At 63.8% G+C, this 15,872-nt stretch carries 13 protein-coding genes; 8 read left to right on the forward strand and 5 right to left on the reverse strand.

Annotated elements, in window-relative coordinates:
* The first annotated feature begins 26 nt into the window (after positions 1-26).
* A complete protein-coding gene (locus ABB27_RS12775; RefSeq protein ID WP_057629170.1) occupies positions 27-689 on the forward strand; it encodes a hypothetical protein in 663 nt (220 codons plus the stop codon).
* 350 nt (positions 690-1,039) lie between these two features.
* Here ABB27_RS12775 and ABB27_RS12780 read toward each other — a convergent pair whose 3' ends face one another.
* Positions 1,040-2,332 (reverse strand): MFS transporter, encoded by a 1,293-nt coding sequence (locus ABB27_RS12780; RefSeq protein ID WP_057629171.1) that lies wholly within the window; start codon positions 2,330-2,332, stop codon positions 1,040-1,042.
* A gap of 176 nt (positions 2,333-2,508) precedes the next feature.
* Here ABB27_RS12780 and ABB27_RS12785 point away from each other — a divergent pair, with 176 nt between their 5' ends.
* From ABB27_RS12785 to ABB27_RS12815, 7 genes are all read left to right on the forward strand, one after another.
* Positions 2,509-3,306: a GntR family transcriptional regulator gene (locus tag ABB27_RS12785; protein ID WP_057629172.1), complete on the forward strand. Its 798-nt coding sequence runs from the start codon at positions 2,509-2,511 to the stop codon at positions 3,304-3,306.
* A gap of 8 nt (positions 3,307-3,314) precedes the next feature.
* Positions 3,315-4,586 carry a 3-isopropylmalate dehydratase large subunit gene (locus tag ABB27_RS12790; RefSeq protein WP_211263711.1) on the forward strand — a complete coding sequence of 424 codons (1,272 nt, stop codon included), beginning with the start codon at positions 3,315-3,317 and terminating at the stop codon, positions 4,584-4,586.
* Positions 4,583-5,080 (forward strand): LeuD/DmdB family oxidoreductase small subunit, encoded by a 498-nt coding sequence (locus ABB27_RS12795; RefSeq protein WP_057629174.1) that lies wholly within the window; start codon positions 4,583-4,585, stop codon positions 5,078-5,080. Before ABB27_RS12790 ends, ABB27_RS12795 begins: the two co-directional genes overlap by 4 nt.
* Positions 5,077-5,919 carry a hypothetical protein gene (locus ABB27_RS12800; protein WP_057629175.1) on the forward strand — a complete coding sequence of 281 codons (843 nt, stop codon included), beginning with the start codon at positions 5,077-5,079 and terminating at the stop codon, positions 5,917-5,919. Before ABB27_RS12795 ends, ABB27_RS12800 begins: the two co-directional genes overlap by 4 nt.
* A gap of 251 nt (positions 5,920-6,170) precedes the next feature.
* Positions 6,171-8,093, forward strand: a complete 1,923-nt coding sequence (locus ABB27_RS12805; RefSeq protein WP_057629176.1) for a CocE/NonD family hydrolase — start codon at positions 6,171-6,173, stop codon at positions 8,091-8,093.
* A 466-nt stretch (positions 8,094-8,559) separates the two neighbouring features.
* Positions 8,560-8,811, forward strand: coding sequence for a hypothetical protein (locus tag ABB27_RS12810; protein ID WP_057629177.1), 252 nt, complete (start codon positions 8,560-8,562; stop codon positions 8,809-8,811).
* A gap of 189 nt (positions 8,812-9,000) precedes the next feature.
* Positions 9,001-9,348, forward strand: coding sequence for a BON domain-containing protein (locus ABB27_RS12815; RefSeq protein ID WP_057629178.1), 348 nt, complete (start codon positions 9,001-9,003; stop codon positions 9,346-9,348).
* 238 nt (positions 9,349-9,586) lie between these two features.
* On the opposite strand, the gene ABB27_RS19970 is transcribed toward ABB27_RS12815, so the two are convergent.
* From ABB27_RS19970 to ABB27_RS12830, 4 genes are all read right to left on the reverse strand, one after another.
* Entirely contained in the window at positions 9,587-9,733 is a 147-nt protein-coding gene (locus tag ABB27_RS19970; protein WP_161809650.1) for a hypothetical protein, read from the reverse strand.
* Between the two features lie 260 nt (positions 9,734-9,993).
* Positions 9,994-10,593 (reverse strand): hypothetical protein, encoded by a 600-nt coding sequence (locus tag ABB27_RS12820; protein WP_057629179.1) that lies wholly within the window; start codon positions 10,591-10,593, stop codon positions 9,994-9,996.
* Positions 10,594-10,643: 50 nt separating this feature from the next.
* Positions 10,644-11,531, reverse strand: coding sequence for a non-homologous end joining protein Ku (ku, locus tag ABB27_RS12825; RefSeq protein ID WP_057629205.1), 888 nt, complete (start codon positions 11,529-11,531; stop codon positions 10,644-10,646).
* A gap of 149 nt (positions 11,532-11,680) precedes the next feature.
* Positions 11,681-15,550, reverse strand: coding sequence for an Ig-like domain-containing protein (locus ABB27_RS12830; protein ID WP_057629180.1), 3,870 nt, complete (start codon positions 15,548-15,550; stop codon positions 11,681-11,683).
* Positions 15,551-15,872: the final 322 nt, after the last annotated feature.

Raw genomic sequence — 15,872 nt, forward strand, 5'->3', positions numbered from 1 at the left:
GGGAGCGATGTCTTTTGGAGAACACGATGGATTACCAATTGCTGTTGTTGTTGCACCTGTTGATCGGCGGCTACTGGCTGGGCGGTGACCTGGGCGTGTTCTACATCGCCGGCAAGATCGCCGACCCGGCGCAGCCGCTGCCGGTGCGCCTGTTTTCGGCCAAGGCGATGATGCTGCTGGACATGATTCCGCGTACTTGCCTGATCATGGCCCTGGGCACCGGCCTGACCATCGCCAGCAAAGCCGGCCTGCTGCCGCTGGATGGCTGGTTGTGGCTGGTATGGCTGGGCACCCTGGCCTGGTTGGGCCTGGCCTGGGCGGCCTTCATCAAGGAACACTCCGCGGCAGGACTGCGCATCGCCCGCGTCGATTTCTACCTGCGCCTGCTGGTGCTGGTGGGCTGTGTCGCGGCCGGTATCGATGCCCTGAGCGATGGCGGCTACATCGCGCAGAACCGCTGGCTGGGCGCCAAGCTGATCCTGTTCGCCGGCATCATCAGCATGGGCCTGCTGGTACGCATCCAGCTGCGACCATTCGGCCCGCTGTTCGGCAAGGTGGTCACCGGTACCGCCAGCGATGCCGACCAGCAATCACTCAAGCAACTGGTGGCGCGGGTGAAGATCCCGGTGCTGTGCATCTGGATGATCATCCTGGCGATCATGGTGCTGGGCAAGCTCAAACCGTTCTGAGTTGCGCTGCATGCTGTGAACACCAAAGGCTCGCGCAAGCGGGCCTTTGGTGTTGTGTAGCCCCGCACGATGCCATGGCCGCTGTAGGAGCGGCGTCGGCCGCGAAGCCCGCACATCATCAGATTGCACAACTACCGGCAAATTCAGCAATTTCAGCTTCGCGGCTGACGCCGCTCCTACAGACAGCTCGCGGTCCCCGCTGCGCTGACAGCTGCTTTTTTTTGTGGGAGCGGCGTAAGCCGCGAAGCAACCACATCATCAGGTGACATAACGATCCGCAACTTCAGCAATGCCAGCTTCGCGGCTTACGCCGCTCCCACAACAGGGGCAGCGCTGCCGCGACCAAACACTCAAACCAATCCGCGCACAACCGGGGAATCCGGCTCTGACGCACTCGCGCCTTCGCCCTCACCTACCGAAGCAGCAAACGCCAGGCGCCGCTCATCGCGTACAAAGAACGAGGCCAGCAGGCCAATCGCCACCAGCACCGCGATCACGGTGAAGGCAACGTGGTAGTTGCCGAAGTGATCGAACATCACCGCAGTCAGCCAGATCCCCAGACCAGCCGAGGTGGCATCCATCAGGGAGATGGTGCCGAGGATCTTGCCGGCGGCGCTGAGCCCGAATGCCTCGACGATCTGCAGCTGCAGGATCGCGTACAGGCCACCCCAGCCCAGCCCCATCACGATCAGCCCGGTCCACAGCAGGTCGCGGTGCTGCAGTGCGATGATCACCGCGCCCACCGCCATCAAGGCCACGTTGCAGACGAACACCTTCTTGGCCGTGGTCACGTCGGCCAGGAAGCCGAACAGGAACTTGCCGACCATGCCCAACCCAAACAACAGGAACATGCCGTTGCCCGCCTGCTCACCGCTGAAGCCCAGATCCTTCATATTGAGGATCAGGTGCGAGGACAAGGACATGATTCCCCAGAACGTGGTCACCGCCACCACCGCCAACGCCCAGAACGTGCGCGTGCGCAATGCCTGCCCATAGCTGAGGTCGGGCAGGCTGCTGCAACAGCCCGGGCCGGCGTTGTTGCTTGCCTGGCCCTCGCCCCAGCGGCGCAGCCCCTTGCCGTCGGGCGAACGCACCAGTGCCAGGCACAGCACGAACAGCGCCACCGGTATCACCGCCATCAACAGGAAACTGCCGCGCCAGCCATGCTCGGGCAGCAGGGCGATGATGATCTTGGGCACCAGCATGCCGCCCAGGCTGCTGCCGACCAGGGCGATGCCCAGCGCGGTGCCACGGCGGGTCTGGAACCACTGCGAGACCATGATCACCGCCACGCTCAAACCACTGCTCACCACCACCGCGGCGAAGCCGACATGAATCAGATAGACATGGGCGATGGAATGCACCTGCGAGTAGGCCGCATACAGTGCCGCCAGCAACAGGCTGCCAAACAAGGCCAGGCTGCGTACCCCGATGCGGTCGATCAGCGCGCCGACAAAAGGCGACATCAGCGCCGCCAGCAGCAGATTGAACATGTCGCGGAACTTGAGCTGGCCACGGCTCCAGCCGAATTCATCCAGCAGTGACGGGTCGAAGGCGGTGATCCCGGTCATGGTCATGCCATTGGAGATCGCCAGCATCAGCATGGCCACGATGCAGATCAGCCACGGGTAGAAACGTTTCATCGGCACACCTGTTGCGAAAGGGTGAACGGGGAACGCATGCCACTACAACAATGTCCGGACAAAGAATGGCACAGACCGGCCGCCGGATGTAGCCCATGCCGGCGATTGCGGCATCGGTCAAATATAGTTATATAGATATATCATTAAGATTATTCTGAGCTGCCAGGCCTGCTGCCGTGGACCCGTTCACCACCCAATCCCTGGAGGGCATCCTCCGCCGCGACGTGCATGCGCCGCTCTATCACCAGCTGCAGTGCTTCCTGCGCGGGCTGATCGAGCGTGGCGAGATCGGCGATGGCGAGCAGTTGCCACGCGAGGAAGAGCTGGCCCGGCGCCTGCGCATCTCGCGGGTGACGGTGCGCCAGGCGCTGCAGCTGCTGGCCGACGACGGCCTGCTGGTACGCCAGCGCGGCCGTGGTACCCGCGTGGTTGGCGGCAAGGTCCGCACCTCGACCATCCCCATGCCGCTGAAGACACCGCTCGGTGAGCTGATGCACACGCTGGACACGCTGGCCGGCAACACCCAGGTGCGGCTGCTTGGCTGGGAATGCGTCGTGCCGCCCGAGCCCATCCGCGAACTGTTCGGCAGCGCTGCCGATGAGCCGCTGGTGCGCTGCGTGCGCGTGCGCAGCCGCCATGGCCATCCGTTTGGCTACTACGGCAGCTGGACCCGCACCCGGCATCCGGACTTCAACGCCGAAAACCTGGCCTATGGCTCGCGCATCGACCTGTTCCGCCGCTGCGGCATCGAGGTCGCCAAGGTGCAGCAGACCGTGTCGGCGATGCGCGTGGGCGCGCTGTCGGCAATGCATCTGCAGATGGCAACCGGGCAGGCGGTGATGACCCTGGAGCGGCGTTCCTTTGATGCCAACCAGCACCTGCAGGACCTGCTGGAAATCCAATACCGCCCAGACCAGCTGCGCTACCAGATGCGCCTGGACTACGAAACCAACAACCCGGAGACGTCTGCTTGAGTGCGACCGTGAGTGCAACGCTTGCCGAAAAAATCCTCGCCCGTGCCTGCGGGCGTGAGGCCGTGCGTGCCGGTGAGATCCTCACCGCCAGGCTCGACCTGTTGATGATGCACGACTCCGGCGGCCCCCGCCGGGTGGCCTCGCGTCTGGAAAAACTGGGTGCCAAGGTGTGGGACCCGAACAAGGTCGTGGTCGTCTCCGACCACTTCGTGCCCGCAGTGGACATGGAAAGCGCCGACATCCTCGCGCTCACCCGCAAGTGGGCGCAGGCCCAGGGCGTCACCCATTACGACATGCTCGGCATCTGCCATGTGGTGTTGCAGGAACACGGCCATGTGCAGCCGGGCATGTTCTGCGTGGGTGGTGATTCGCACTCGCCCAGCGGCGGTGCTTTCGGTGCCTTCATGGTCGGCATGGGCGCCACCGACATCACCGGCGCGCTGGTCACCGGCGAAGTCTGGCTGCGCGTGCCGCAGACCACCCGCGTGCAGCTGGATGGCGTGCTCGGCGCCGGCGTCAGCGCCAAGGACGTGATGCTGATGCTGTGCGGCCAGTACGGCATGGGCAACGAAGGCCAGGTGTTCGAGTACGGTGGCAGCGCGGTGCAGGCGATGCCGATGCATGAGCGTCTGACCCTGTGCAACATGGCCGCCGAACTGGGCGCGGAAACCGGCATCGTCGAACCCGATGCGACCACGCTTGCGGCACTGGAACAGGCCGGCAAGCCCTTCCACGGTGACCTGGCGCAATGGCGCAGCGACGCCGACGCCAACTACCTGCATCACTACCGCTACGACGCCGCGCAGATCGCCCCGCATGTGGCCGCGCCGCACAGCCCGGCCAATAGCCGGCCGGTGGGTGAGCACGGCAAGGTGCATATCGACCAGGCCTATATCGGCGCCTGCACCGGCGCCAAGCTCACCGACCTGCGCATGGCCGCCGAGGTGCTGAAGGGCCGCAAGGTCGCCAAGGGCACGCGCTTGCTGATCGCTCCGGCCTCGGTGGCGATGACGGCACAGGCGGCTGCCGAAGGCACGCTGGCCACGCTGACCGCTGCCGGCGCCATCCTGCTGCCGTCCGGCTGTGGTGCCTGCGCCGGCATGGGTGCGGGCATGCTCAGCAGCGGCGAAGTGTGCATGTCCACCACCGCGCGCAACTTCAAGGGCCGCATGGGCTCGGCCGAGGCACAGGTCTACCTGGGCTCGCCGTACAGCGTGGCGGCGGCCGCGGTGAAGGGTGAAATCTGTGATCCGCGCGAGCTGCTGGGAGAAGGCGCATGAATGTCCGTGGCAAGGCCTTCGTCTTCGGCGACCGCATCGACACCGATGTGCTGGCGCCCGGCCCCTATATGCGCGAGCCGATGAGCGTGCTCGCCAGCCATTGCCTGGAAGCGGTGGACCCGGCGTTCGCCGGTGAAGTGCAGCGCGGCGACATCGTGGTCGGCGGCGAGTCCTTCGGTATCGGCTCCTCGCGCGAGCAGGCGGTGCAGGCGCTGGCCGAACTCGGCGTGGGCGCCATCATCGCCAAATCCTTCGCGCGCATCTTCTATCGCAACGCGCTGAACCTTGGCGTACCGGCGCTGGTGTGTGCGAATCTGCAGGCATCGCGCGGCGATGAACTGGAAGTACGCCCGGTGGAAGGACGCATCATCAATCACAGCACCGGCCGCGAATTCGGCTGCGAGAAGATCCCCACCGAGCTGATGGAAATCGTCGCCGGCGGCGGCCTGATGCCCTGGCTTGAGCGCAAACTGGCCACGGAGCGCCGCACATGAAACAAGGCATCATCCACGCCACCTTGATCGCACCGGACCTGCAGCAGGTCTGCAAGGCCTATGTCGCGCAGCTGGACCTGCAGGTGCAACAGCAAGGCGCACTCGGCGCCGACGATGCCGCCGCGCTGGACCTGCACGATCTGGCCGGCGCGCCGCTGGCCTGGCTGGCCAACAGCGCGGGCGAGCCGGTACTGCGAGTGATCGAGGACCCCGCGGCAGTCGTCGGTGAACCGATGTACCGCCACGGCTGGCTGTCGCTGGAGGTACTGGTCGGCGACATCGACACCCTGGCAGCGGCACTGCAGCCGCCATTCAAGGTGCTGGGCGCGGCCGCCAACCTGGAACTGAGCGATGCCATCCGCGCCGCGCAGGTGCTGGGCCCCTGCGGCGAGCTGTTGTATCTCACACAGATCAAGGCGCAGGTGCCGCCGTTCGATCTGCCGACGACCGACGCTACCGTGGCCAATACCTTCATCGGGGTGATGACCACGCCGGATCGCGATGCCTCGCAACGCGCGTGGTCGACGCTGTTGGGAGCCAAGGGCTGGGCTTTCGATACCAAGATCACCGTGCTCAATCGTGCCTATGGGCAAGCGCTGGAAGGCCGCTTCCCGGTCGCCGTGGTGCCGATGCCCGGGCAGTGCATGGTCGAGATCGATCAGGTGGAACTGCCTGCTGCGGCCAAGGTCCGTCATGCGGGGCAGTACAGTCTTGCGCTGCGTTTGCCGGCGGCCGATGACGTACTGCTGCGTGAGGCCGGCTGGCAGGTATGCGCTGTAGGTGAGCGCCGCAGCCTGCGTGGGCCGGCTGGGGAACATGTGGAGTTGCTGGCTGGGTGAGTTTGGGTTGCCGCGTAGAGCTTTAGGAGCACCCCTCCCCAACCCTCCCCTGCGCTACGCGCAAGGGAGGGGGCTGAGCGCCGCGCCGGGTCAGGTCAACGCGGTGCCGCCTTTACCCCCTCCCTTGCGCGTAGCGCAGGGGAGGGTTGGGGAGGGGTGCCTTTCGCATCAACCCCATGACCTTTGCCATGTGCTACCACCGCTACACAGGCATAGCGTCAGCCTTTGCCCCGAACGCGTGAGGTCGAGCAATGCGGATCCAGATCCTGGCAGCAACCATCGCCGTCGTCTGCGGCATCGGCATGGCACCCAGCGCAGCGGCGCAGGTCTCGCCGATGACGCCGGACATCACCGGCAAGAAGTTTGTCGCACCGGAACCGGCGCGTGACTTCATCAAGCGCGAGGTGATGATCCCGATGCGTGACGGGGTCAAGCTCTACACCGTGATCATGATCCCCAAGGGCGCGCATAACGCGCCGATCCTGTTCACCCGCACGCCGTACAACGCGGCCGGCCGGGTTGATCGCACGCCGGGCGCGACGCGCCTGGTCGATGCACTCGCCCAGGGCGATACGGTATTTGCCGAAGACGGCTATATCCGCGTGTTCCAGGACGTGCGTGGCAAGTACGGTTCCGAGGGCGACTACGTGATGACGCGGCCGCCACGCGGGCCGCTCAACCCCGGCAAGATCGATCACAGCACCGACGCCTGGGACAGCATCGACTGGCTGGTCAAGCACCTGCCCGAGTCCAACGGCAAGGTCGGCATGCTCGGCTCGTCGTACGAAGGCTTCACCGTGGTGATGGCCCTGCTCGATCCACACCCTGCATTGAAAGTGGCCGCACCGGAAAGCCCGATGATCGATGGCTGGATGGGCGATGACTGGTTCCAGCACGGCGCCTATCGGCAGGTGAATCTTGGCTACTTCAGCGGCCAGATGACCGCACGCGGCACTGGCGCGAAAATGGCCATGCCCGGCGCCGATGACTACAGCAGCTTCCTGCAGGCTGGCTCGGTCGGTGCGTTTGCCAAGACGCAGGGACTGGAACAGATACCGGCCTGGCACAAGGTCAGCGAGCACCCGGCCTATGACGCGTTCTGGCAGCAACAGGCCTTGGACAAGCTATTGGCCAAGCTGCCCGAAATCACCGTGCCCACCATGTGGGAACAGGGCCTGTGGGATCAGGAAGACATCTACGGTGCGCATACCGCCTGGGCTGCACTGGAGCCCAAGGACCACGACAACACCCGCAACTTCCTGGTGATCGGGCCGTGGCGACACAGCGGCGCCAACTACAACGGCAGCTCACTCGGCGCACTGGACTTCAACGGTGATACCGCGCTGCAGTGGCGCCGCGATGTACTCAAGCCGTTCTTCGACCAGTACCTCAAGGACGGCGCGCCAGCGGCCAACACGCCGCCGGTCTGGGTATACGACGCCGGCAACAACCGCTGGGACAGCTACCGCAACTGGCCGCAAAGCTGCACGCGCGACTGCGGCGCCACGGCGCGCCGCCTGTACTTGAACGCCGACGCGCAGCTGGGCTTCAACAGCAGCAGCGGCGCGCAGTACGCCGAATATGTTTCCGATCCGGCCAAGCCGGTGCCGTTCGTGCCACGCCCGGTAAACATGGGCGACCGCGATGTCTGGACCACCTGGCTGGTGCGCGACCAGCGTTTCGTCGACGGCCGCACCGACGTGCTCACCTACACCGGCCCGGTGTTGGACAAACCGATGAAGCTCGCCGGCATGCCGCAGGTGCAGCTCAGCGCGTCCACCTCAGGCACCGACAGCGACTGGGTGGTCAAGCTGATCGATGTCTATCCGGACCAGTACCCCGACAACCCGAAACTGGCCGGCTATCAGTTGCCGCTGGCGATCACCATTTTCCGTGGCCGCTACCGCGACAGCTTCAGCCAGCCCAAGCCGATCACGCCCGATGCGGTGCAGTCGTATACCTTCGACCTGCCCAATGTGAACCAGACGCTGCAACCCGGCCACCGCTTGATGGTGCAGGTGCAGTCAAGCCTGTTCCCGCTCTACGACCGCAACCCGCAGCAGTATGTGGACAACATCTTCTTCGCCCAACCCGGCGACTATCGCAAGGCGACGCAGCGCATCTGGAACAGCAGCGAGTACCCCAGCTACATCACGCTGCCTGTTGTTGAATGATGCTGCAGCGGCTGCGGCACTGCCGCCGCAGCCGCGCCCAATGCAATCGCATGGCGTTTCATCGTAGGTGATGCCGCCAGTGCAAACCGGCGCATTGCTTAACCGCGCACCACCGCCGCCCTGCGGCGTTTGCTTGGCGTTGCGAAAGCCTCTGCTATAGCTGGGGTTGGCAACATCGCCTTGCACTGCACGGGAGCCTGCATGAAACGCAGAAGGTTCAGCCAGCGCAGCATCATCCTGATCGGCATCGCCGTCATCGCCTTGGTCATCGCACTGTCGGTCGCACCCTGGTAATCAAGCCCGTATCCGTATTGCAGAGCGCGATACACGGCATCCAAGCCGCGCGCCGTAAAAGATTAAATGAGCGCCAACACTCAGTTCTGCGCATTCAGCCATTGCCCCTCATCCACCTCCCCGCTATAGGTGAATAGCCTGATTCGGGGGGATCGCATACCGGAGCACGCACATGCACAACGTTCAATTCTTCCTGGAAGGACCGGGCCGCCAGCTGCGCGCGGTCACCTTGCTGGCCACCGAATCCAAGAACGTCCCCAAGGGCAGCAACGATGGACGCCGCGTTGCGACCATGGGCCTGAGCGACGTCTGCTTCCATACCATGGTCGATGCGCAGGGCAATATCGCCAAGCAGATCGACTTTGATGGTTATCGCTTCAAGTTCAGGGATTCCAACCTGCCCTGGGATCTGATGATCGCCTGATTCTTCCAGCGCGGCGCTGAATCCGCGCAGTTACACCGCATCAGCGCCCACTCAACCACAGCGCGTTGCCCTCGCGTTACGCGAGCTTTGCATTTCATGCACCTGCTCATCACCGCATGCAGGCATTGGCTTAATCGCGCAGCGTGCATCCTGCAACTGGAGCATCGTTGCTCCGATCGGAGATGCGCCATGGAAACCCGCAAGATGAAGCAACTGCTGTTCGCAGGCATGATCGCTGTTGGCTGCGCAGGCACTGCGCTCACCGTGCAGGCCGCCGGCCAGGCGATGCAGGGCCATGAATCCGAACAGCCCGGCACCGATACCTGGATCACCACCAAGGTCAAGGCCGAGCTGCTGACCACCAAGGATGTATCGGGCATGGAAATAAAGGTCGAAACCGTCAACGGCGTGGTGACCTTGAGTGGCACCGTCGCCTCCAAGGTGGAAGCCGACCGCGCCATCGCTGCGGCCAAGGGCATCAAGGGCGTAACGCGCGTGGACAGCTCGGCGCTGATGGTGGCAGGCGCGCATCATTGATGCGCTGACGCGACCTGCAGCCACGCCCGGCATGGTAGGTGAATAAAGAAGGCGGCACCTCACGGTGCCGCCTTCTTTTTCCTGCCCGGCTCGTCGCCAGGTGCCCTCTTTTCCGGCGGCCGGTCAGGCGCACCGGGAACAGGCTGATGCGGAGGTGGGTCCTCTATCGGCACGGGATGCGTTGGATCGACAACATTGCCGTCCGGCGAACCCGCAGCATGCACGTGCATCGCAGTGCTCACTCTTCCTCGTCATTGTCGCGGTGTGGGGCTTTCTTCTCCCGCCCCGGCTGGCCAGGCTCGTCCGGCTGTTGTGCATGGCGCTGATCCTGCGCGCGCGGATCGCTGTCATCATTGCGGTGCGGTGTTCTGTGTTGGGTGGACATCGAACTTGCCTCGCTTCAGCGGCGGAATCGCCGCAGGCACAGGCTCACCCCAGCCACGTTAGGGCGGGGTCCTCAATTCGTTCTTTCAGCAGCGGATACAGATGAACCCGCACATCTGTTCAGCGCATCGTCGGCTTTGATCCGCGCGATCCTGCCAGCGGGTCAAGCACCATGCGCAGCTGCAGTTCGCTACGCGCAATTGCTTACGCTGCGGGCTCAGTAACTGGCCGAAGCAGTCCTGCGCCGCTGTTCCAGCAGGCTCACCACCGGTCATCCGCAAACGTCAACAACAGGCTGTTACGCGCATGCCACGCCCGCAATTCAGCTGAAAGCAGCTGCTGGATCGGCAGCTGCAGCGCCACGTAGGCATCCAGTCCGTCACGCATGCGCAGCAGGCCGGGATGGGCAATTGCCGCTGGCCACTGCGACGGCGTACCAAAGCCACTTGTAGCAGCCTGTTCCGCGCTGGCCAGCAACTCACGTTGCTGTGAAATTCGCTCGCGCACCCAGGAATGCAACGAAGAGTGCACCGTGTAGCCCTGCAGCTCAAGCGCATCGCGCAGGCTGCCCAGCTCCGCCAATGCGCCTCGCAACCATTCGGTGTGGCCGCCGGCCCGCGCTGGAACCGTCAACGGCGCAGGCGCAGCATGCACGCGCAACTGACGCTTCCACTGGGTTTCCCAGCCACGCGCCTCCTGCTCGGTTTCGGCCTCCACCAACCAGCCCTGCTGCAGATCGAACAACTCGTAGTAACGCGGCGAGAATGCCTGCAGCCGGTCCATCGGATCGGTGCCAATGCCGAGCTTTGCGTAGTCTTCGCCAACACATGGCAGGACATAGAGAAACGTGCGCCCGCGCATTCGCCTGCCGCCATTACCCACCGGTACGATCCGCCGCGCGCCGGCCATCGCTAACGTGCCGCCGCCTTGCGTGGGGTCTTGGTAGCCTTGCGTGCAGGCGCCTTGGCGGCTTTCTTCGCCACCTTGGCCTTCTTTGCCGGCGCGCGCCTAGCCGGGGTCCGCTTGTTCTCATCCAGGATCTTCTGCAGCAGCGACATGAAGTCGACCACGTTGGTGGCGGCGTCTTCATGCTCGGGCGCCTGCTCATCGATGATCCGGGTGGTGGCACCCTTGGCCTTCAAACGCTTGCGGAACTCGTCCTCGTAGCTTTCCGGTTGCCAGCTTGTGGCCATCGATTCAAGCAGGTTGGCGGCCATCTCGCTCTCCCGCGCGGGGATGCGGTATTCCGACGGCTTGCCGTCCGGCAGCTTGTATTCGGACGGCTCCACCAATTTCTGCGGGTAACGCAGCATCAATAGCACCAGCGCATCATCTTCGGCGGCGACGGCGCACAGGTATTCGCGAGTACGGATGACAACCCGCGCCACACCCACCTTAGCGATCTTCTTCTGCGTTTCGCGCAGCAGCACATAGCCTTTTTCGGCTTTCTTGCCCGGCACCAGCACGTAGGGCTTCTCATAGAAGTGCAGGCCGATCACATCGCGATCAACGAAGGTCTCGACGTCGATGGACTCATGAGTCTGCGGCGAAGCCGAGGCGATGTCCTCCTTCTCAACCACCACGTAGCTGACCTTGTGGTACTCGAAGGCCTTGATGATGTCCTTCCACGGCACCTCTTCACCGGTATCGGCATTGATCCGCTCGAAGCACATCGGCTTCTTGTCGCGGGAGTCGAGCATGCGGAAACCGATGTCCACCTTGCGCTCGCCACTCATCAACGACACCGGCACGTTCAACAGGCCGAAGGAAAGGGTTCCACTCCAGATGGGACGTGCCATGGTGTCGACCTTGCCTGGGAATGAGGCAACGCTCACCGCCCCAAGCGAAAACCGGCGTGAAGAAAGCTCAAGCGCATTCGCCGCGGCGACGGATCGTCGTCGTTGGAACGATGGGCAGCCGGTCTGCAGCCGGCTGCCCATCTCCTGCCTTAGATCAGGCCAACCTTCAGCACGTCCTGCACCAACAGCTCCGCATCCAGACCGGAGTGCTGGTAGACGGCGTAGGAAACGCCGTCGACGGAGTGCTTGCCCGCCATCGCCCAATCGCCGAGGTCCGGGCCACCGGCGCCCAGCAGATCATCGAGATTGACCACATCGCCGGCGTTGCCCTTCACCATCATCTGCACGGTTGACTTGCCGCCCTGATGGAACAGGTCAACCTGGCCATTGGCCAGCACGTCCTTCAAGGACAAGGTCAAGGTGTTGTTGCCGGTGCCGGTGAGGTCGATGATCTCGATGCCGGAAAGCTTGCCGGCCGACGTCGCCAGATTCAGATTCAAGGCCTGGCCCGCACCGGTGATCTTCAACGTATCGACGCCATCACCACCGTGGATGCCCTTGTTGCTGACGGATGCAAGGTGGCTGGCCGCCGCATACTTCAAGCTGATCACATCATCGCCAGCGCTGCCGTAATAGGTATCGGTGAGCTCGTCGATCGTGTTCACGTCTCGGCTATCCAGCACGTGGGTTACCTGGGTCTGGCTGAAGGCACCAACGGTCACCTTGCCCGAAGCCGGAATGACATCGAAGCTGCCGATATCCACGCCCTCGGCGGCGGTGAATGCGTAGACCTTCACGTAGCGCTTGGAGGTCAAGGTACCCAGCACCGTCTCGCGCTGGATCTCGTTGCCGGTCACGTCATAGACGACGATCACCGCACCACCGGCCGCATTGTCCAGCCCGGACAAGGTCAGCTGGAACTTGCTCGCCGATTTCTCCAACGCGAAGTGGGCGACAGCGTCCTCACCACCGGCAAGGCTCAGGCCCGCCAGCGTGCTGGTGGTGGCCGCGCCCTTGCTCAGCGCGGCATTCTCGGCCGTCACGGTCAGGCCCTTGCCTGCATAGGCATTGTCGACCACCGTGACTGCGGCAACATTGAGGTTGTCGTTGAGCGCCTTGCTGGCGAAGCCACCGCCAACCACCTGATAGGCCGCCGATGCTGTCCCCTGCACGCCATTGGCGACGATGCTGACGGTGACATCAAAGTCGTAGGCCACGCCCTGCGCGGTAGCCACGGCATTGCTGGTCACCGCCGCCGGCACCTTCACCGTCAGCTCCCCCGCGCTTGCCTGCGCGGCAGTCAACACGTGGTCGTAGCTCGCGATACCCCATTGCACATGGACGATATCGCCGGCCTTGGCCGTGGCGCCATTCAACGAGACGATCACGTCCACGCCGTTGCTGGCCTCCGCCGCGGCCAACACACCTTCGGCTTCGGCAATCCGCACAATCGCTGGCGTACCCGGCTTGCCGACCAGCTCGACCGCGCGCTCGATCATCTGCCCGACCGTGCCGGCTGCACTGACAACCCGGGCCTGGATGGTCCAGCCCTGCGCGTGCGCCTGCATGTCATTGAAGAACCACTTGCCGTCCTTGACGAGCGCATTGCTCCACTGCTTGCCGCCATCGGTGGACACCTGCACCTTGGCACCGGCAGGCAGTACCGACATTATCTCGCCCTGGACCAGGCGCCCGGCGCTGCCATCGGCCGTGGTGTAGTCACCTGCGGTATCGCTGTCCTTGCCCATCACCACGATGGACATGTCGAACTGAACCTCGACGCCCTTCTGCACCAGCACTTCGGCGGCGAACACCGAGTGCTTGTAGACCGTGTAAGTGACACCGGCCACTAGCACTTCGCTCTGCTGCTGCCACTGGCCCTGCACCGCACCGTTCATCATCGCGCCGAGCACGACGTTGTCACCGGCGTTGCCCTTGACCAGCACCTGCACATTGCCGTCGGCAAGGAACTGATCACGCGCACCGGTGCCCAGCACATCGGCAATCGACATCTTCAGCGTGTTCTTGCCGCTGCCGGTGATATCGAAGATTTCGATGGAATCGATCTTGTCCTTCAGCAGTGCCAGGTCCAGCACCTGGTTGGCGCCGGTGAGCTTGAGCGTGTCGGCACCACCGCCGCCGGACACACCACCGCTGCTGGCAGCATTGAGGTGGGCGACATTGGCCAATGCGAAGACATTGTCCTCGTTGCCACCGTAGTAGGTGCCGGCCTTGCCATCGATGGTCTGCTGCTTGAGCACGTTGAGCTCACTGGCGCCGCCGCGTATCTCGAAATCATCCAGGCCAATCCAGTCCCACGAGCCGATACCCTTGTAGCCAGGCACCTTGTAGCCGGTGCTCACCACCATGTATGAGAAATCCTGCCCCGCTGGCGCCTTGAACGAGGCGTTCAAGGAGTTGGGCCAATAGGCGGACAGCGACAACTGGCCGACCAGAGCGCCGCTGGCGGTATAGAACCTCACCACCGACGGATCGAAATACCCGGCCTGCAGGTTGGTCACCAGGAACTTCAGCTCGGACACCGGGCCTTCGGTGAAATCAATGCGGGTACGCCCGGTCACGCCGATCTTCATGCCGGTATAGACCGCCGGGTCATTGCTGGTGAGCCCGGTTATCGCCTCGGGCACCTGCCAGACATCGTGGTCGATCTCGGAGGTGATCCGCAGGCCGTTGTAGCTCGTGCTCTGCCCCGTGCTCAGGTTCACATACGAGGCGCTGTTGAAATCGATGAACCTGTTGTCGCCCATGTCGCGGTACTTGGAGCTGTTGCCGGCCTTGTCGATGATCGCTGCCATCACGTCGCCAGTGCCCACCGCGAAACCCGGTGCAATCCGTACGCTGCCCGCGCTCACGTCCTTGACCGTCAGCGAGTAATCAAAGCGCTGGCCGTTGAGCACCACGCTGACGATGTCGCCGGCCGAAACAGATGCGGTCTTGAAGGCCACCGTCAGGTAGGCACCGTCAACGCTGAGCTTGGTCGGCGCGTCCGGCGCCAGCGTATCGAGGAACACATCGCGCGATTCAACGTCGCCGCTACGGCCGGCATCGTTCACGACCTTTGTCTGGATCGACCAGTTGCCGGCGTGGCTGTTGTTGTCCTGCGCAGCCCAGCTCAAGCCATCCACCGAGGCCACGTTCCAGCTCAGGCCACCATCGGTGGAGACCAGCAGGCGCTCATCGGCGGCCAGCTGCGCACTGAGCGAGCCCTGCATCAAGCGGCCTGCGCCGCCGTCGTTGGTGAGCCAATCGCTGCTGCTTACGCCCCAGTCCTTGCTCATCGCGGTGACGGTGGCGATCTGCGTCGGCACCCGCGCCTGCACCGCCACGATGTGTTTTTCGGAAACGTCGGAGGCATTGCCGGCCTGGTCGGTGATCACCACCTCGAATTCGTGTTGGCCATCGGCCAGCTCGGTATCGGGGGTGAACGTCCAGCTGCCGTCGTCGGCAATGACCGCTTCGCCAATCACCTGGCCGTTGTCGATGATGGCGACGGTACCGCCGGGCTCGCCCTTGCCCGACAGGGTCGGCGTGTTGTCATCGGTGCTGCCGCCGTTGCCGACCGAGCCGGTCTGCGGACCGACATCATCGGTCACATCACCAATGGCCGGCTTTTCCGGTGCGACCTTGTCCACGATGAACACATACGGCGCCGAGAAGTCGCTGACGTCGCCATCCAGCGACTCATGGACGACGGTGATTGCGTGGCGACCATCGGCCAGCGGCAGCGCCGGCGTGAACGTCCAGCTTCCATCAGCGGCAACGCGGACCCGGCCCAGCAGTTCGGCGCCATCATAGATATGCACCAGGTCACCTGGGTGGCCCTTGCCCTTGATGTCGGGGCGCCCGTCATCGGTATAGCCGCCATTTGCAACTACGCCGGTCAGGTTGCCATGGTCATCGATGATCGCATCGATGACCGGGATGCTGTCAGCCAGCATCACCAACCTGTCGTTGTCGTTGACCGCCTGGATGATCTGGCCGTTTGCCGCTGTGTTCACTGTTCAACTCCTGATGATTCAAATGGAACGTGCAATCGCCTTGCAGCGGCTGCACATCTGTTGTTCGAAGCACGATCCGCAACCATGACGTCATCGTCATTCATGCCCTCGCGGGCACACCGGCGGGCAATGAATGGCGGTCACGACAAGCACACCTGCGCCAGTGGCCACCACCGCGCTCACTCAGCGGCAGCAGCGGGCCGCTGGCCTTGCTGCACGTCGTGGGCAGAAGATCGTTCGTATGCGCCAGCCTTTCCTGCACGGTTTGGATGGCATCGCTACACAGCCCTGAAACCTCGGGATCGAAGCGTCCTGCCGACCG

Origin of the sequence: Stenotrophomonas terrae, from assembly GCF_001431465.1 — a bacterium.
GTDB lineage: Bacteria > Pseudomonadota > Gammaproteobacteria > Xanthomonadales > Xanthomonadaceae > Stenotrophomonas > Stenotrophomonas terrae.